Below are 15,943 nucleotides of genomic sequence, written 5' to 3'. Positions count from 1 at the left end.
TGCAGCCTCTCCCGTCCGGCTCCGTTTGCCGGAACTATGGCGCCTCGCGCCCGGGGCGGCAATGCGGGCCTCTGTTCAAGTCTCTGCCGCGCTTGCTAGACTCGGCGCCGACACGCATCGGACCGGGCCGGAGAGCCCGGCCTGCGCCGGAGGAAACGAATGCTGCCAGGGAACATGATGGACCGTCCGCTGACGGTTCCGAGCATCCTCGATTTTGCCGCGGAGATACACGGGGACGCATCCGTCGTATCGGCGCGCGTCGAGGGGGATGTGCACCGCTACACCTATGCCAATGCGCACCGCCGGGTCAGCCGGCTTGCGCACGCGCTGCAAGCGCTGGGGATCAAGGATGGGGACCGGGTCGCAACGCTCGCCTGGAACGGTTACCGGCATTTCGAGCTCTATTATGCGATCTCCGGTATCGGCGCCGTCTGCCACACCATCAATCCGCGGCTCTTCGAGGACCAGATCATCTATATCGTCGGCCATGCTGCGGACCGGATCCTTTTCCTGGAAACGAGCTTCCTGCCGCTGGTCGAGAAGCTGGCGGACCGGTTGCCGAAGGACCTGCGCTATGTCGTTCTCTGCGCGCGGGAGGATTTACCGGAGACCGATCTCGACGTCCTCGTCTACGAGGAGCTGCTGAGCGGGCAGCCGGACACGATCGCATGGCCGGAACTGGACGAGCGGCAGGCCTCGGGGCTCTGTTACACGTCGGGGACGACAGGGAATCCGAAGGGCGTGCTCTATTCGCACCGCTCCACCCTGATCCACACGATGGGGCTGCTCGCGGTGGCGGAGAAGATCGGGCTCCGGCCGGAACGGTCCCTGTTGCCGGTGGTCCCGCTCTTCCACGTCAATGCCTGGGGGCTGCCTTTCGCGGCACCGCTGGTCGGGACGACCTTCGTCCTGCCCGGAGCACGGCTCGACGGGCCCGGTCTTTTCGCTTTCATGGACCAGGAAAAGGTCAATACGAGCTGGGGAGTGCCGACGGTCTGGTTCGGCCTGCTCGCGGAAATGCGCAAGCAGGGACGAAAGCCGGAGGGTTTCGAGAACGTGCTGATCGGCGGCTCGGCTGCGCCGAAGCCAATGATCGAGGAGTTTGAACGCGATTTCGGCGTCAATGTCATCCATGGCTGGGGCATGACCGAGATGAGTCCTGTCGGATCCGTCGGTGTCTTCAAGGCCCGGCACCGGGCCCTGCCGGAAGCCGAGCGCATGCATCTCAAAACCGCCCAGGGCCGGCGCATGTTCGGGGTCGAGTTCAAGATCGTGGATGCAGCCGGTGCGCGCCTGCCCCATGACGGTGTTGCCTTCGGGGAGCTGCATGTCCGCGGCCCCGCGATCATGAGCGCCTATTTCAACGATGAGGATGCGTCGGAAGGCGCGTTCGACGAAGAAGGCTGGCTGAAGACCGGAGACGTGGCGAGGATCGATCCGGAAGGGTTTCTCTTCCTCGTCGACCGGACCAAGGACGTGATCAAGTCCGGCGGCGAATGGATCAGCTCGATCGACCTGGAGAGCGCGGCGCTCGCTCATCCGGACATTGCCGAGTGCGCGGTTATTGCGGTGTCGCACCCGAAATGGTCGGAACGGCCGCTGCTGGTCGCCGTGCTGAAGGACGGCGCGCGAATGTCGGCGGCGGAGATGAAGGATTTCCTCGCGGACAAGGTCGCGAAACTCTGGCTGCCGGACGATGTGGTCTTCGTCGACGAGCTGCCGCACACGGCGACGGGCAAGCTCTCGAAGCGTGAGCTTCGAGAGCAGTTCAAGGACTATGTGCTGCCCGGGTGCTGAGGGCCAAGCCGGGGCTTAGCCGATCTTGTCGCCGAACAGTTCCAGCGTGCGCTCACGGGCGATCTTCGCGCTGGTCGCGTCGTAGCTGCCGCGGTGGTCGCAGTTGAAGCCGTGACCGGCCGGATAGAGATTGACCGCGAGTTCCGGATGCGCGGCCTTGACCTTCTCGACGTCTTCCATCGGGATCGCGTGATCGTTCTCGCCAAAATGAAAGATCACCGGGCATTTCGGCTTCTCGGTCGCAACCGAGCCAATGCCGCCGCCGTAATAGCTGGCGCCCGCGTCGAAGCCGTCGAGCCGCGTCGTTGAGAGCCAGGCGAGGTAGCCGCCCCAGCAATAACCGACCACGCCGACCTTACCGGCCGCCGCCGCCGTGCCTTGCGCCGCGGCGATATCGAGCAGCGCGGCATCGTCCGAACAGCGACCCTTGTAGTCACGGCCCTTCTCGATATCCTCCGCCTCGTAGCCGAGCTCAATCTTCGGCTCGATCCGGTCGAACAGCGCAGGCGCGACGGCGAGATAGCCCTCGGAGGCGTAATCGTCGGCGACGCTGCGGATATGCGCGTTGATACCGAAGATCTCCTGCACGATCACGACCCCGCCCTTGGCCTTGCCGCTCGGCTGCGCGAGATAGGCGTCGAACTTGTGCCCGTCGGACGCCGTCAGCTGAATGAATTCGCCCATCAGTCCCTCCCTTGTTGGAAACGCTCGGCGCGGACTCTAGTGCCCGGAGCGGAACCGCGCAAAGCGGTTTCCGCGTGACGGCGCGATCCGGGTCGGGTAATCAGGAGGAATGTACGCGCTGGTAAACAGGGCGGCGGCCATCGTGGCGCGCCGAGTTATTAGCGGCCCGGTCTGAAGGTTCAGGCCGGGTCGTTAGCATTTCCTGTTTAACCCTTGCGGAATGATCCGCATCCGGGCCGATCGCGCCCGGCACTCCGGTACAGCGCCATGTCCACCACACTGCATCTTTTCTGCGGCAAGATCGCCGCCGGTAAGTCCACGCTCGCCAAACGTCTCGCCGAACAGTCCGGCGCTCTCCTAATCTCGGAGGACGACTGGATGAAAGGCCTCTTCGGGCCCGAGATGGAGAGTTTCGACGACTACATCCGCTACTCGGCCCGTTTGCGCACGGTACTTGCGTCGCATCTGGTCACGCTTCTGAAGGCGGGCAACTCGGTTGCACTCGATTTCCCGGCGAACACGCGGAAACTGCGCGGCTGGATGCGCGGCATTGCCGAGGCTGCGGAGGTGCCTGCGCTACTGCATTACCTCGATCTGCCGGAGGCATCCTGTAAGGCTCGAATGCGAGGGCGCAATGCTATGGGTGAGCATCCCTTCGCCCCGACAGACGCGGAGTTCGACCTTATCTCGGGATATTTCGAGGCGCCGGATCCGGGAGAGGGCGTGCCGGTCGTCGTGCACGGCGGACCTTGATTTCGCGCCTGATTTTGGGGCATTGACGAATGTGCTCCGAATGGCGAGCCCCCTCACAAGGCGGGATCTTCCGTTACCGAGAGTGCGGCGCTCAGATCAAGAACCGGAGGGGTCAATGGGAATCGTCACGGATATCGTCCTGCCTCTGGTGCTTGCCTTCATGATGCTGACCCTGGGGCTCGGCCTTCGGGTAGAGGATTTCGGCCGTCTTCTGACACAGCCGCGGGACATGCTCGCCGGAATCGCATTCCAGTTGCTGTTGCTGCCGGCCGTCGGGTTTTTGCTGGTCACCATGTGGTCTCTGACACCCGAGATCGCGATGGGCGTGATGCTGATCGCGGTGGCGCCCGGCGGCGTGACTTCGAACTATCTGACCTCTCTCGCCCGGGGTGATGTAGCGCTCTCGGTATCGCTGACCGCCATCGCCAGTCTGTTGAGCGTGGTGACGGTTCCGCTGGTCCTCGCGATGTCTCACGAGCGGATCGTAGGAGAGGCGCTGGCAGGCGAGGTCTCTATCGGCAGGACCGCTCTCGGCATTTTTCTGGTCGTGACCATACCGGTGCTGCTCGGCATGCTGATTAGGCGCTTCGCACCCGCGGTAACCGAACGGTGCGCGCCGTTTGCGACGAAGCTCTCGACAGCTTTCTTCGTTCTGGTGCTGGCGGGCGCGATCCTCCAGGAACGCGACAACGTCGTCGCTTATTTCGCGGAAGCCGGTCTGGTGACGCTGACTCTAAACGTCATCATGATGTTGCTTGCCTTCCTCGGCGCCCGGGCACTCGGGAGCGGGCAGGCGCAGCGCATCTCGATCTGCATCGAATGCGGGCTGCAGAACGGGACGCTCGCCATCGCGGTGGGCGTGCTGCTCTTCGGAGGCGGTGCCTATGTGATCCCGGCTGCGACCTACAGTCTGATCATGTTCGGAACCGGGCTGATCTTCCTGGCGCTGGCACGAGGCAAGCTGGCGCCAGCCCCTGGAGCGGCGTAGAGGCTCGCGGGAGGTCAGACGTTGAAGCGGAAGTGGAAGACGTCGCCGTCCTTCACCAGGTATTCCGAGCCCTCGACCCGCATCTTGCCGGCATCCTTGGCGCCCTGTTCGCCGCCGCAGGCGACGAAGTCGTCGTAGGAGATGGTCTCGGCGCGAATGAAGCCCCTTTCGAAATCCGTGTGGATCACACCGGCCGCGTTCGGCGCCTTGGCGCCGCGTCCGACGGTCCAGGCGCGGGCCTCCTTCGGTCCGACGGTGAAGAAGGTCAGCAGGTCGAGCAGGCTGTAGCCGGCGCGGATCAGGCGCGCGAGGCCGGCTTCCTCAAGGCCAAGGGTCTCCAGGAACTCGGCCTTTTCCTCGGCGGTGCCGAGCTGGGCGATCTCCGACTCGATGGCGGCGGAGATCACCACCGCGACGGCACCCTCCTTCTCGGCCATCTCGAAGACCTTGGCGGAATACTCGTTGCCGTCCGCCGAGCTTTCCTCATCGACGTTGCAGACATAGAGCACCGGCTTGGTGGTCAGCAGCTGCAGGGTGGCGACGATTTTCTTTTCCTCAGTGCTCCAGTCGTCGATGGACCGGGCCGGTTTGCCGTCGCGCAGCGCATCCAGCAGGCGGGTCATAATCGCGACATGGACCTTCGCGTCCTTGTCGCCCGACTTCGCCTTCTTCTCCAGCGGCGCGACCCGGCGCTCCAGGCTTTCGAGGTCGGCGAGCATCAACTCGGTCTCGATGGTCTCGGCGTCGCGCAGTGGATCGACCGAACCCTCGACATGAGTGATGTCGTCCGAGGCGAAGCAGCGCAGCACATGGGCGATGGCGTCGACCTCGCGGATATTGGCGAGGAACTGGTTGCCGAGACCCTCGCCCTTGCTGGCGCCGCGGACCAGCCCGGCGATGTCGACGAATTCGAGCTGCGTCGGCAGGATCGCTTTGGAGCCGGCGAGGGCGGCTAGCTTGTCAAGGCGCGGATCCGGCACCGCGACGCGGCCGGTATTGGGTTCGATGGTGCAGAACGGATAGTTCGCCGCTTCCGCCGCCGCGGTTTCGGTCAGCGCGTTGAAGAGGGTGGATTTGCCGACATTCGGCAGGCCCACGATGCCGCACTTGAAGCCCATGACTATCGATCCTGACTGTTGTCTTCGGCGCCGCCGGCCGTTTCGGCCTTGGGCAGGTTTTTCGGTTTCGGCGGTTTCGGGCGCTGCGGGAAAACCGCCTGGCTGACCCGGCTCATGAAGCTGCCATCCTCGCCGCGCACCAGCAGGTCGGCCTCGTCGGCGACCGCGGGGACCAGCTTGGAAAGCCAGCCCTCCTGTTCCGCCTTGGCGAAGTCGTGCAGGACATAGTCCTTCACCCGGTTCTTGTCGCCCGGATGGCCGACGCCAAGGCGGACGCGCCAATAATCCTTGCCGACATGCGCGTCGATGCTGCGGATGCCGTTGTGACCGCCCGCCCCGCCGCCGCGCTTCACGCGGATCTTGCCCGGTGCGAGGTCGATCTCGTCGTAGAAGACGATGACGTTCTCTAGGGGAATCTTGAAGAAGCGGACCGCCTCGCCGACCGCGCGGCCGGACTCGTTCATATAGGTGGTCGGCTTCATCAGAAGGACCTTCTCACCGCCGACGGAGCCGTCGGCGGTAAGGGCTTGGAAGCGGGAACGGAAGGGACCGAAGCCGTAGCTCGAGGCGATCTCGTCGGCGACGAGAAAGCCGATATTGTGGCGCGTCAGCTCGTATTTCGGCCCCGGATTGCCAAGGCCAACGAACAAAAACATCGCACGGTCCCTTTCCGAAACGCCGCGCCGTGTCCAGCGCGGCGTTACGTGGCGGATCAGTCCTCGGACTCGCCTTCTTCGGCAGCCTCGGCTTCGGCCTCTTCGCCGGCTTCCTCATCCGTGTCTTCGGAAGCTCCCTTCATCGCCGACGGCGCGGCAATGGTGACGACGGTGAAGTCGCGATCGGTGATCGTCGGCGTTACGCCTTCCGGCAGATCGAAGGCGCTGATGTGGATGCTGTCGCCCACGTTCCAGCCTTCGAGGTTGAGCGTCAGAGCGGACGGCATCTGATCCGGACGGCAGCTCACTTCGACTTCGTGACGCACGACGTTCAAGACACCGCCGGCCTTGAGGCCCGGGCACTTGTCTTCGTTGATGAACTCGACCGGCACGGCGACGGTGATCGTGGAGCTCGCGCTGACCCGGAGGAAATCGACATGCTCCGGACGGTCGGTCACCGGATGCAGCTGGACATCACGTGCGAGGACACGGTGCTTCTTGCCGTCGACCTCGAGGTCGATCAGGGTCGAGAAGAAACCGGACTGATGCAGCTGCTTGGTCAGTGTCCGCTCTTCCAGGGTCACGGAAACCGGGTCTTTCTTATCACCATAGATTACGGCCGGGATGAGCCCCGCGCGACGAGCGGCACGGGCGGACCCCTTACCGACCCGGTCACGCGTCTGGGCGCTCAGTTCGATCACGTCAGACATTGTGTATCTCCAATAGACAAAGTTCCGCCCACGGCCGACCTCCAGGGGTGCCGACCCGTCAAGCGGAACGGATGAGCGGGGCGTTTTAGTGGCTTTCGGTGGAAAAAGCCAGCCTTTTAGGACGCGGGCAAACCCGCGTCCCATGCAGGACCGGTCAGAAGTTGAAGAGGCTGGAAACCGAGCGCTCCTCGGCCACGCGCCGGATCGACTCACCGAGCAGCGGCGCGACCGACAATTGGCGGATATTTCGGGCCACGCGGACCGCCTCAGTGCTCGCGATGCTGTCGGTGGTGACCAGCGATTGCAGCGGCGAGGAGGTGACGCGCGCGACAGCGCCGCCGGACAGCACGCCGTGGGTGATATAGGCGTCGACCGAGACCGCGCCGGATTCCATCAGCGCCTCAGCCGCGTTGCAGAGCGTGCCGCCGCTATCGACGATGTCGTCGACCAGGATGCAGCGCTTGTCCTTCACGTCGCCGATGATGTTCATGACCTCGGAGACGCCGGCGCGCTCGCGGCGCTTGTCGATGATGGCGAGGTCGGCATTGAGCGGCTTTGCGAGGGCGCGGGCCCGGACCACGCCGCCCACGTCAGGCGAGACGATGGTGATCTGCTCGTCGCCGTAGCGCTCTGTGATGTCCTTGTGAAACACCGGGGCGGCGAAGAGGTTGTCGGTCGGAATGTCGAAGAAGCCCTGGATCTGACCGGCATGAAGATCGATGGTCAGCACCCGGTCGGCGCCGGCCGTGGTGATCAGGTTGGCCACCAGCTTGGCGGAGATAGGCGTCCGGGAGCCGGACTTCCGATCCTGGCGGGCGTAGCCGTAATAGGGGATGACCGCCGTGATGCGCCGGGCCGATGCGCGTTTCAGCGCATCGAGCGTCACCAGAAGTTCCATCAGGTTGTCGTTCGCCGGATAGGAGGTCGGCTGGATGACGAAGACGTCCTCCCCGCGCACGTTCTCCTGAATTTCGACGAACACTTCCATGTCGGAGAAGCGCCGGATGTCGGCTTTCGTCAACGGCATGTTCAGGTAGGCGGCGATCGCTTCCGCCAGTGGCCTGTTGCTGTTGCAGGCCAGTATCTTCATACGAACGTCTGACATTCGTGCCCTGTGGTCGCGAGTTGGGAAAGTGCGGCGAAGTCCCTATCGAGCTGAGCCGGATGCTCAGGAAATCGGCATCTCTGAAAGCGCGCGGACCATATCAGCGCGGGTCGAAATGGCGCAAGGGTTATTGCCGCTTTGTGACAGCATTCCCGCCTATTCGTTGGCGCTTATAGGCTTTGAGCAATGGCATGAGCCCCTCAAGCGCGCCGTCCACGATCAACGGCGCGGCGCCGAGCCAGGACTCGTCCATTGTCCCTGCGGGAACGGCGTTGCTCTGATCGATAGTACCGATTTCCCGTTCGCTGGCATCGGCGAGCCGCCAGGAAATGGCGACACGATCCGTTTTGCCGTCGAGCGGCTTGATGTCGATCCGGCCGTCGAGCGTGAGAGCGCCTTCCGGAATGGCGCTGCTCTCGACGATCTCCACGCCGCGCGACTGAAGCTGGCGCAACATGGTCTGGCGCAGTATCCCGTTGCCGGGCCCGCCGGGTCCGTCGATCAGGTCGAGATAGACAGGCGGCAGGTCGCCCAGGAGTTGCGGGCCGAGCGCCGGGATCAGCCAGGCGGCGACCTCCGGTGCGGTCTGGTCGGCGATGTCTTTGAAATGCGCCGGCTCCGGGGTCTCCCAGAAGGCGAGCGGGGGCACCGAAGTGAAGGACTTCTCGCCGATTACCTCGCCCGAGGGATCGTTCAGCACCCACTTCATGATGAGTTCCGGCGGTCCGCTATCGCGCATCTGTTGATAGCCCGAACTCTTCAGGACGTAGCTGCTGCGGTTCCGCGCGCGGTCGCTGGCCACAACGCTGTGCTCGACCAGCGCCTCTGACATGGCCGAGGCCATCGCCTTGCCGACCCATTCGACCGGACCGTCGACCGGTTCAACGTGAATGCCGGCCGCCTCCTGCACAAAGAGGAAGTCGTTGTGATGCTTGTCGTAGGCTTCTTGGCCGAATGGGCGGGGAATGTCGCCGCATCCGGAGAGCGCCAGAATCATCAGCGCGAGAGCCGCGATGGACTTGGTACGGCCGGGCCGGAAGATTTTGCTGTCAATCATGGGCGGCGGATTAAACGACCAGAACGCAGCTTACAAGCAAGCCGAGCAGAGTGGCGGCGAAGAGTATGTGGAGATGAGGCATCGCCCGAGCGCTCCCGCGGATTTCGTCAACGGCAGACCAGATCGGTCGGCATCCTGGAAAGGCGTTCGTTGCCGTCCTCCGTGACGATGAAGGTCTCACCGACATTCATCGCCAGATCCGCCTCGCTGTCCATCAGGATCATATGGGCGAAGAACACCATGCCGGGCCGGATTTCGACCGGGTTGCCGTGGTAGAACATCGGAAAGTCCATCCAGATCGGCGCGAAGACGGCGCCGAGCGAGTAGCCGCAGGCATTCATCCGCGCATGCCGGTAGCCGCGCCGGTCCATCACGCCGGCATGGGCATCGAAGACCGAGCCGACGATGTTCCCCGGCCGGAGCGCCTCGCGGCAGGCCTCCAGCGCCTCGACGCAGGCTGAGTGCATGTCGATCTGGGCGTCCCGTACCGGCCCTACCGGCCCTACCGGTATCGTCCGCATCATGCAGGCATGGTAGTGCCGGTAGGCCCCGGCGAACTCCAGGGTCAGTTGGTCCTGTTCAGCCAGCGTTCGGCGTCCGGTGAAATAGCGGCAGAGCAGGGCGTCCGATCCCGAGCCGATGATGAATTCGTTGCCGGGATAATCGCCGCCGCCCTTGAAGACCGCGCCCTGCATGGCAGCCAGGATGTCGCCCTCGAAGACGCCCGGTCCGGTCAGCGCATGGGCTGCCGCCAGCGCGTCGTCCGCGAGTTCGGCGGCGCGGCGTACATAGGCAAGTTCGGCCGGAGACTTCACGACCCGGAGCTCCGAGATCAGTTCGGATTCGTCCTTCAGCGTGCAGAAGCCGTCGAGCTCGGCATTCACCGCCATTCCGTTGCGTGCGGTCAGGCCGTAGGCTTCGTACTCGATCCCGAGGGTCTTTCCGGCGCAGCCGAACTCGCTCAACATCGCTTTCAGCTCGGTCGCCGGCGTGGCGCCGTCGCGATCGACCCAGATCCGGATATCGCCGATCATGCTCGTGTTCCGGGCCTGGCGGAGATCGGGCGCCCGAGTGATCAGAGCCAGCCTTCCGTCGGCGCCGAGATAGAGGCACTGGAAGAAGCAGAAGCCGAACGTGTCATAGCCCGTCAGATAGAACATGCTCTCCTGGCGGAACATCAGAAGGCCGTCGAGCCCCCGTTCTTCCATAAGGGCGATGGCCTGCGCGCGGCGCCCCGCGAGCTCTTCCTCGGTGAAATGCAGCACGTCGCTACTCCGAAATGACGATGGTCGAGAGCTGCCGCCCGTAATCCCGCTCGTCGCGGAGGCGGGATCGCCGGTAGCTGAAGAAATTCGGTTCGTCCCGGCAGGTATCGCAATCGAGCCGGTACACTTCCCCCAGTCCGAGCCTGGAGAGGCGCGAGACACAATAGTTCGAGAGATCGAACTGGTAATGTCCCTCGCGGGTGCCGGACGAGAAGAAGGCGGCGTTGTTGCGGTCCTGCTCAAGGAAGGGGTGCGGGAATTCCGGCCCGACCTCGTAGGAGTCCCGGCCGATGCAGGGACCGACGGCAGCCTGAATATTGTCCGCCCGAGCCCCGAGTTCGATCATCGCCTCGACCGTCGCCTCGATCACGCCGTTCAGCGCGCCGCGCCAGCCGGCATGGCAGGCGCCGATGATCATGTCGCCCGGATCGGCGAACAGGACAGGCGCGCAATCCGCGGTCAGGACGCCGAGTGCGACGTTCTTTCGCGCCGTTACCATCCCGTCGGCCCGCGGCGGTTCGTCCGGGCGTTCGTCACTGTCGATGACATGGACATCGGCGGAATGCACCTGGTTGCAGGTGAAGAGCATGTCCGGGTCGCAATCGAGCGCCGCCATGGTTCGCGCCCGGTTCGCGGCGACCGATTTGCGCTGGTCTCCGGAGCCGAACCCGCAATTGAGCGAACGGTAAATCCCCTGGCTGACACCGCCGCGTCGGGAGTAGAAGGCATGACGGATCTTGCCTGAATTCAACTCGTCTAGCTGGATCACCCTCGAAAGGCTCCTTTACGTCCGTGCCAGGTCTCTCGGCGGCCCGAATCCCGGCAATTCGTCGATGTCCGGCGCGGCGACCGCAATAACCTTAAACAGCGTGCCCATTTCGGCGGGTTCGATCAAGCGCCGCGCGCCGCTGCGGAGTGCCGCAGCCTGACTGTCCGTCGCGTTCCGCAGCAGCTGCTCCGTGCGCGCTTCAAGACCGAGCGCGGTCAGGAAGTTGCCCTGCGTGATCGTGCCGAAACAGGTGCAGCCGGCGGCATGGGCGCGGATCTGGAGAGCGTCGAAATCGACATGTGCCGTGAGATCAGCGCTGCCGGGCGCGTCGAGCACGTCGACCGGCCGGTGCGCCCGCACCGCCTGGAAGGTATCGCCGTAGGCGCTGCGCCCGTGTCCGTAATCGATGAAGAGCCCCGTGCCGCCTTGCGCCGCGAGATGCGCGGCGATTGTGCTCATATGGTCGCGGGCGGCGATGGAAATCTCGAAGACGGCGCCGGGATGTGGGTGCCCTGCGGATGCCGGGACCAGTGCGGCAAGTCCCGGCTCCGCCGGCTGCTCCGTCCAGACGAAGCGGGATTCCTTGTCGTCCCAGCCGATGCAGCGTTCCTTCCATCCGTCCGCCCGGAACACGAGTTGGCGGATCGGCAGTGCGTCGAAGAACTCGTTGCCGATCATCAGAGCGGAACGGGCGGGGAGGGTGTCTGGCGTCTCGTGCCAGGTGACCTCCACGCCCGCCAGGGTCTCCCGCTGGAGTTCGCGCAGCCGCGGGCTGGCCTCGACCAGATGGATATCGAGCGCATCGGCGAAACCAGGCACGATGCGCGTGGCTCTGAGCGCATCCGCCATCAGCGTACCGCGTCCGGGGCCGAACTCGACGAGCGCGATCTTCCCCGGCGATCCCATCTGCTGCCAGGCCGCGGCACACCAGAGCCCGGTCAGTTCTCCGAAGACCTGACTGACTTCCGGTGCGGTGATGAAATCGCCCTGCCGTCCGAACGGCTCGCGGCCTGTATAGTAACCGTGCTCCGGATGCAGCAGGGCCTCTTCCATATACCGCGCAACGGTCAGCGGGCCGTTGCGGGCGATTAGCTTTCTCAGGTGTTCCGAAAGCGGATTGGCGGTCATGCGCCCTCGGAAATGGCCGGGCGACGGCGAGCCCAAAGCGCGATAGCGAGACCGGCAAGAATCATTGGCAACGAGAGCAGCTGACCCATGGTCGCACCGGCGAAGAGATAGCCGAGCTGGGCGTCCGGTTCGCGGAAGAACTCGACCGTGAAGCGCGCGCAGCCGTAGCCGGCGAGGAAGAGCCCGCCCACTGCACCGGGATAGCGCCGTATATCCGTACGCCAGATCAGCCAGGCGAGGATCGAGAACAGCAAGAGACCTTCAAGCGCGGCTTCGTAGAGTTGGCTCGGATGGCGCGGCAGTGGCCCGCCGTTTGGGAACACCATGGCCCAGGGCGCGTCGGTCACCCGTCCGAACAGCTCGCCATTGATAAAGTTCGCGATGCGGCCGAAGAAGAGGCCGATCGGCGCCGCGGCGGCGACCATGTCTCCGACGGCGAGCGGATTGATGCCACGCCGAAGGGCGAAGATCACAAGCCCGAGGACGGTGCCGAGCATGCCGCCATGGAACGCCATACCGCCTTGCCAGACCTGAAAGATCTGCGCCGGATTATCGAAATAGTAAGCCGGGTTATAGAACAGCACATAGCCAACCCGGCCGCCGAGCACGACGCCGAAGGTGGCGTAGACCAGCAGGTCGTCAAGCGCCTTCGGCTCCATGAAGCGCGGGGAACGGCGGCAGAGAAAGACGCAATAGCGCCAGCCGAGGATCAGACCCGCGATGTAGGAGAGCGCGTACCATCGGACCGCGAACGGTCCGATGGAGAAGATCACCGGATCGATATTCGGGAACTGCAGGACCGTCTGTTCCATGACGTCGCGCTCCGGCGTTTAGCGATAGGGGTCTTCGGTATCGAGGAAACCCTGAACATAGCGCCGGACGCCTTCCTCGAGCGAGGTGAACTGGCCCGGGTAACCCGCCGTGCGCAGCTTGTCCATATTGGCCTGGGTGAAATACTGGTAGCGGTCGCGGATCTCGACGGGCGTGTCCACGAAGTCGATCCGCGGATCCTTGCCGAGTGCGACATAGACCGCGCGGGCCAAATCGGCGAAGGAGCGCGCCTGGCCCGTGCCGAGGTTGAAAAGGCCGGAAACGTTCGGCGAATCGTGCAGCCAGAGCATGACGTCGACGCAGTCGCCGACCCAGACGAAATCGCGGAGCTGGCCGCCATCCTCGTAATCCGGATGGTGCGAGCGGAAGAGGATCGCCGGCAGGTCGGCCGCCGCGCGCGGGTAGATCTGTGCCACCACGCTCTGCTGGCCGCCCTTATGCGCCTCGTTCGGTCCATAAACGTTGAAAAACTTGAGGCCGGCCCATTGTCTTGGCGCCTTGCGGCCTTCCGCGATCAGCCGGGCGACGCGGCGGTCGAACAGATGCTTGCTCCATCCATAGGGGTTGAGCGGCTGCAGGCCGGAGAGGCCGTCGATGCTGGCATCGTCGTCGAAACCTTCGGCGCCGTCGCCATAGGTCGCGGCCGAGGAGGCATAGATCAGGCTCGCGTCATTCTCGGCGCACCATTTCCAGAGATCGACCGAGGTGCGGAAATTCTGCTTCACGATGAAATCGGCATCGCGCTCCGTCGTCGAGGAGCTGGCGCCGAGATGGAACACGGTCCGGACCAGGCCCTTGTGCGCGTCGAGAAAGGCGAAAAGATCTTCCGGCGGAATCAGGTCGGCAAGTTCGCGTTTGGCAATGTTGCGCCATTTCTCGCCGCTGCCGAGCGTGTCGCAGACGACGATGTCGCGGGCGGTATCTTCGCGCTCGCTCAGCGCGGCCACCAGGTTCGATCCGATGAAGCCGGCGCCGCCGGTGACAACTATCATGTCCGCTTCCTTCCTCGCCGCGGCAATTGGACCGATGCCTTCCTTGCCATGGCGCATGACACCATATGGGTGTTCTGGCCCGATGCGGATTGCTTTCGCAAGCTCGAAAGTAGTAGGTCTGGGGCCGGAAGCCGCTGAAGCCGGACGGAAGGAGCCTCCGATGCAGACGAGCAACAGGTTTTTCGACGACCTCGCCAAGATGGCGAACGGGGCGATGTCGGCGGCGGCTGGGGTCCGCGAAGAATTTGAGCAGATGATTCGCCAGCAGTTCGAGCGATTCCTCGGCGAGCATGACCTCGTTACCTACGAGGAATTCGCCGCGGTGCGGGAGCAGGCTGCCGCGGCGCGGGCGGCGCAGGAATCGCTGGAAAAGCGGATTTCTGCGCTGGAGAAGGAACTGGCCGGGCTGAAGGAAGGCAAGGCCAAACCCGCCCGGCGGGCGCCGAAACAGGCCAAAACAGCGGCTTCTGCCAAGCCGGCAACCCAAAATGGGACGAAAGACAAATAAACTCCTGTTTTGTAAAGAAAACTAAATATACCAAGTTTTCCGTGGCGACCCACGAAATATAGGTTGATCGCGTGACTCTCAAATGAGAGTCTACTTCTCGTGGTGCTTGGCGATTGGCATCACGCTAGATCTAGTCGTGCTGTCAGGGGCGGTTCGCTAGACCAAGCTTCCCTGTCTACGATCGTCCCGGAGCGCCGGACAGCGCACCTCTCAGAGGGGGTTTGATAGTATGTCTCTGACTTACGTCGAAACGGTTGAAGTTCCCCGAAACCCGTTAGACCTGATGGAGGAAATTGTTGGAGCCAACGACTGGGCTCACGAACGTGCAAGCAGTGACGAACTCGCAGTCGAAATCCAGGGCCGCTGGGCCGATTACCGGCTTTTTTTCCTCTGGCAGGAGGATATGGGCGCCCTTCACTTCTCGTGCATCTTCGAAAGCCGGGTTCCGGTTGAGAAGCGGCGCGAGGTCCATTCCCTGCTCGCGATGATCAACGAAAAACTCTGGCTCGGCCATTTCGACCTCTCGACCGAGGACGGGACGCCGATGTTCCGTCAGACCAGCCTGCTGCGCGGCGCCCATTCGGCGAGCGTCGAGCAGCTTGAGGATCTGGTGGACGTCGCCCTGACCGAATGCGAACGCTTCTTCCCCGCGTTCCAGTTCGTGATCTGGGGTGGCAAATCGGCGGAAGAGGCGATGCAGGCCTCCTTGCTGGATGTTGTCGGAGAAGCATAACTCCAAATGAACAAATCTCTCCTGCTGCTTGGATGCGGCAAAATGGGCGGTGCCCTTCTTCAAGGCTGGCTTGAAAAAGGCTACGCCGCCCACGGGGTCTGCGTGGTTGAGCGCGCGGAAGCCGCGACGAAAGATTTCGAGAATATCGATGGTGTGACCATCGTACGCGACCAGGACGATATCCCGACGGACTTTCATCCCGGGATGGTGATACTGGCGCTTAAACCGCAGGTGATGGACGAAGCGGCTCCGCTCTCGCGATATATCGGCCCGGAGACCGCGTTCCTTTCCATCGCGGCCGGTAAGACGATCGGCTATTTTGAGAAGCTGCTTGGTGCGGGGGCGGCGATCATCCGATCCATGCCGAACACGCCGGCCGCTGTCGGCCGCGGTATTACAGCCTATGTCGGCAATTCGGCGGCAAGCAAGGCGCAGATGGATCTGGCCGGCGACCTGCTATCCTCGGTGGGCGAGGCAGTAGAGGTGCCAGACGAGGATCTGATCGATGCCGTCACGGCTGTGTCGGGCAGTGGCCCGGCTTATGTCTTCCTCGTCATCGAAGTGATGGCCGCGGCTGGTGAGAAACTCGGCCTGCCCGCCGATCTCGCGATGCGGCTTGCCTCGGCGACGGTGTCCGGAGCGGGCGAGTTGGCTCGTCTCTCGGACGAGCCGGCAGCGCAACTCCGGCAGAACGTGACCAGCCCGGGTGGCACCACGGCGGAAGCCCTGAAGGTGCTGATGGCCGAGGATGGTATCGGCCCGGTTTTCGAGCGGGCGCTGAAGGCCGCCGCGGACCGGTCCCGCGAGCTCGCCGGCTGACCCACTTTTCTTGCTTCGCTCTTTCCGCGT

17 protein-coding genes are annotated in these 15,943 nt (G+C 63.8%); 6 read left to right on the top strand and 11 right to left on the bottom strand.

What is annotated here, in order from left to right; all coding sequences use genetic code 11:
- Positions 1 to 159 precede the first annotated feature (159 nt).
- Positions 160 to 1,797: a long-chain-fatty-acid--CoA ligase gene (locus NUH88_RS06165; protein WP_257770672.1), complete on the top strand. Its 1,638-nt coding sequence runs from the start codon at positions 160 to 162 to the stop codon at positions 1,795 to 1,797.
- A gap of 15 nt (positions 1,798 to 1,812) precedes the next feature.
- Here NUH88_RS06165 and NUH88_RS06160 read toward each other — a convergent pair whose 3' ends face one another.
- Positions 1,813 to 2,481, bottom strand: coding sequence for a dienelactone hydrolase family protein (locus NUH88_RS06160; RefSeq protein WP_257770671.1), 669 nt, complete (start codon positions 2,479 to 2,481; stop codon positions 1,813 to 1,815).
- 267 nt (positions 2,482 to 2,748) lie between these two features.
- Between NUH88_RS06160 and NUH88_RS06155 the strand changes: the two genes are divergently transcribed.
- On the top strand, positions 2,749 to 3,234 hold the full coding sequence (locus NUH88_RS06155; RefSeq protein ID WP_257770670.1) for a P-loop nucleotide/nucleoside kinase family protein: 486 nt from the start codon (positions 2,749 to 2,751) through the stop codon (positions 3,232 to 3,234).
- Between the two features lie 115 nt (positions 3,235 to 3,349).
- A complete protein-coding gene (locus NUH88_RS06150) occupies positions 3,350 to 4,222 on the top strand; it encodes a bile acid:sodium symporter family protein (protein ID WP_257770669.1) in 873 nt (290 codons plus the stop codon).
- Between the two features lie 14 nt (positions 4,223 to 4,236).
- Here NUH88_RS06150 and ychF read toward each other — a convergent pair whose 3' ends face one another.
- From ychF to rfaD, 10 genes are all read right to left on the bottom strand, one after another.
- The gene (gene ychF, locus NUH88_RS06145) at positions 4,237 to 5,340 is read right to left on the bottom strand and encodes a redox-regulated ATPase YchF (RefSeq protein ID WP_257770667.1); all 1,104 of its coding nucleotides are present in this window, start codon (positions 5,338 to 5,340) and stop codon (positions 4,237 to 4,239) included.
- A gap of 2 nt (positions 5,341 to 5,342) precedes the next feature.
- The gene (gene pth / locus NUH88_RS06140; protein ID WP_257770665.1) at positions 5,343 to 5,996 is read right to left on the bottom strand and encodes an aminoacyl-tRNA hydrolase; all 654 of its coding nucleotides are present in this window, start codon (positions 5,994 to 5,996) and stop codon (positions 5,343 to 5,345) included.
- A gap of 56 nt (positions 5,997 to 6,052) precedes the next feature.
- Complete coding sequence (locus NUH88_RS06135) at positions 6,053 to 6,706, bottom strand: 50S ribosomal protein L25/general stress protein Ctc (protein ID WP_257770663.1); 654 nt, start codon at positions 6,704 to 6,706, stop codon at positions 6,053 to 6,055.
- A 154-nt stretch (positions 6,707 to 6,860) separates the two neighbouring features.
- The gene (locus NUH88_RS06130; RefSeq protein WP_308220097.1) at positions 6,861 to 7,796 is read right to left on the bottom strand and encodes a ribose-phosphate pyrophosphokinase; all 936 of its coding nucleotides are present in this window, start codon (positions 7,794 to 7,796) and stop codon (positions 6,861 to 6,863) included.
- 142 nt (positions 7,797 to 7,938) lie between these two features.
- A complete protein-coding gene (locus NUH88_RS06125) occupies positions 7,939 to 8,868 on the bottom strand; it encodes a hypothetical protein (protein ID WP_257770659.1) in 930 nt (309 codons plus the stop codon).
- Positions 8,869 to 8,975: 107 nt separating this feature from the next.
- Complete coding sequence (locus NUH88_RS06120) at positions 8,976 to 10,133, bottom strand: M24 family metallopeptidase (RefSeq protein WP_257770657.1); 1,158 nt, start codon at positions 10,131 to 10,133, stop codon at positions 8,976 to 8,978.
- 4 nt (positions 10,134 to 10,137) lie between these two features.
- Complete coding sequence (gene pgeF, locus NUH88_RS06115; protein ID WP_257770655.1) at positions 10,138 to 10,902, bottom strand: peptidoglycan editing factor PgeF; 765 nt, start codon at positions 10,900 to 10,902, stop codon at positions 10,138 to 10,140.
- Between the two features lie 15 nt (positions 10,903 to 10,917).
- Positions 10,918 to 12,030 (bottom strand): class I SAM-dependent methyltransferase, encoded by a 1,113-nt coding sequence (locus NUH88_RS06110; protein WP_257770654.1) that lies wholly within the window; start codon positions 12,028 to 12,030, stop codon positions 10,918 to 10,920.
- Positions 12,027 to 12,842: a prolipoprotein diacylglyceryl transferase gene (gene lgt / locus NUH88_RS06105; RefSeq protein ID WP_257770652.1), complete on the bottom strand. Its 816-nt coding sequence runs from the start codon at positions 12,840 to 12,842 to the stop codon at positions 12,027 to 12,029. Before lgt ends, NUH88_RS06110 begins: the two co-directional genes overlap by 4 nt.
- Positions 12,843 to 12,860: 18 nt before the next feature.
- Positions 12,861 to 13,853, bottom strand: coding sequence for an ADP-glyceromanno-heptose 6-epimerase (gene rfaD / locus NUH88_RS06100; protein ID WP_257770650.1), 993 nt, complete (start codon positions 13,851 to 13,853; stop codon positions 12,861 to 12,863).
- Between the two features lie 160 nt (positions 13,854 to 14,013).
- On the opposite strand from rfaD, the gene NUH88_RS06095 reads away from it, so the two are divergent.
- The 3 genes from NUH88_RS06095 (at position 14,014) to proC (ending at position 15,913) form a co-directional block, all read left to right on the top strand.
- Entirely contained in the window at positions 14,014 to 14,361 is a 348-nt protein-coding gene (locus NUH88_RS06095; RefSeq protein WP_257770648.1) for an accessory factor UbiK family protein, read from the top strand.
- 229 nt (positions 14,362 to 14,590) lie between these two features.
- Positions 14,591 to 15,094: a type III secretion system chaperone family protein gene (locus NUH88_RS06090; RefSeq protein WP_193186720.1), complete on the top strand. Its 504-nt coding sequence runs from the start codon at positions 14,591 to 14,593 to the stop codon at positions 15,092 to 15,094.
- 6 nt (positions 15,095 to 15,100) lie between these two features.
- Positions 15,101 to 15,913 (top strand): pyrroline-5-carboxylate reductase, encoded by an 813-nt coding sequence (proC, locus tag NUH88_RS06085; RefSeq protein ID WP_257770644.1) that lies wholly within the window; start codon positions 15,101 to 15,103, stop codon positions 15,911 to 15,913.
- The last annotated feature ends 30 nt before the right edge of the window (positions 15,914 to 15,943 follow it).

The organism is Nisaea acidiphila, assembly GCF_024662015.1.
Taxonomy (GTDB): domain Bacteria; phylum Pseudomonadota; class Alphaproteobacteria; order Thalassobaculales; family Thalassobaculaceae; genus Nisaea; species Nisaea acidiphila.
The sequence above is the reverse complement of the archived record's forward strand: the minus strand, read 5'-3'. Positions and strand labels throughout refer to the sequence as shown.

Bases quoted from the DNA above. Each gene is read 5' to 3' on its own strand.
- NUH88_RS06165 (WP_257770672.1), top strand. From the start codon at position 160: ATGCTGCCAGGGAACATGATGGACCGTCCGCTGACGGTTCCGAGCATC.
- NUH88_RS06160 (WP_257770671.1), bottom strand. From the start codon at position 2,481: ATGGGCGAATTCATTCAGCTGACGGCGTCCGACGGGCACAAGTTCGAC.
- NUH88_RS06155 (WP_257770670.1), top strand. From the start codon at position 2,749: ATGTCCACCACACTGCATCTTTTCTGCGGCAAGATCGCCGCCGGTAAG.
- NUH88_RS06150 (WP_257770669.1), top strand. From the start codon at position 3,350: ATGGGAATCGTCACGGATATCGTCCTGCCTCTGGTGCTTGCCTTCATG.
- ychF (WP_257770667.1), bottom strand. From the start codon at position 5,340: ATGGGCTTCAAGTGCGGCATCGTGGGCCTGCCGAATGTCGGCAAATCC.
- pth (WP_257770665.1), bottom strand. From the start codon at position 5,996: ATGTTTTTGTTCGTTGGCCTTGGCAATCCGGGGCCGAAATACGAGCTG.
- NUH88_RS06135 (WP_257770663.1), bottom strand. From the start codon at position 6,706: ATGTCTGACGTGATCGAACTGAGCGCCCAGACGCGTGACCGGGTCGGT.
- NUH88_RS06130 (WP_308220097.1), bottom strand. From the start codon at position 7,796: ATGAAGATACTGGCCTGCAACAGCAACAGGCCACTGGCGGAAGCGATC.
- NUH88_RS06125 (WP_257770659.1), bottom strand. From the start codon at position 8,868: ATGATTGACAGCAAAATCTTCCGGCCCGGCCGTACCAAGTCCATCGCG.
- NUH88_RS06110 (WP_257770654.1), bottom strand. From the start codon at position 12,030: ATGACCGCCAATCCGCTTTCGGAACACCTGAGAAAGCTAATCGCCCGC.
- lgt (WP_257770652.1), bottom strand. From the start codon at position 12,842: ATGGAACAGACGGTCCTGCAGTTCCCGAATATCGATCCGGTGATCTTC.
- rfaD (WP_257770650.1), bottom strand. From the start codon at position 13,853: ATGATAGTTGTCACCGGCGGCGCCGGCTTCATCGGATCGAACCTGGTG.
- NUH88_RS06095 (WP_257770648.1), top strand. From the start codon at position 14,014: ATGCAGACGAGCAACAGGTTTTTCGACGACCTCGCCAAGATGGCGAAC.
- NUH88_RS06090 (WP_193186720.1), top strand. From the start codon at position 14,591: ATGTCTCTGACTTACGTCGAAACGGTTGAAGTTCCCCGAAACCCGTTA.
- proC (WP_257770644.1), top strand. From the start codon at position 15,101: ATGAACAAATCTCTCCTGCTGCTTGGATGCGGCAAAATGGGCGGTGCC.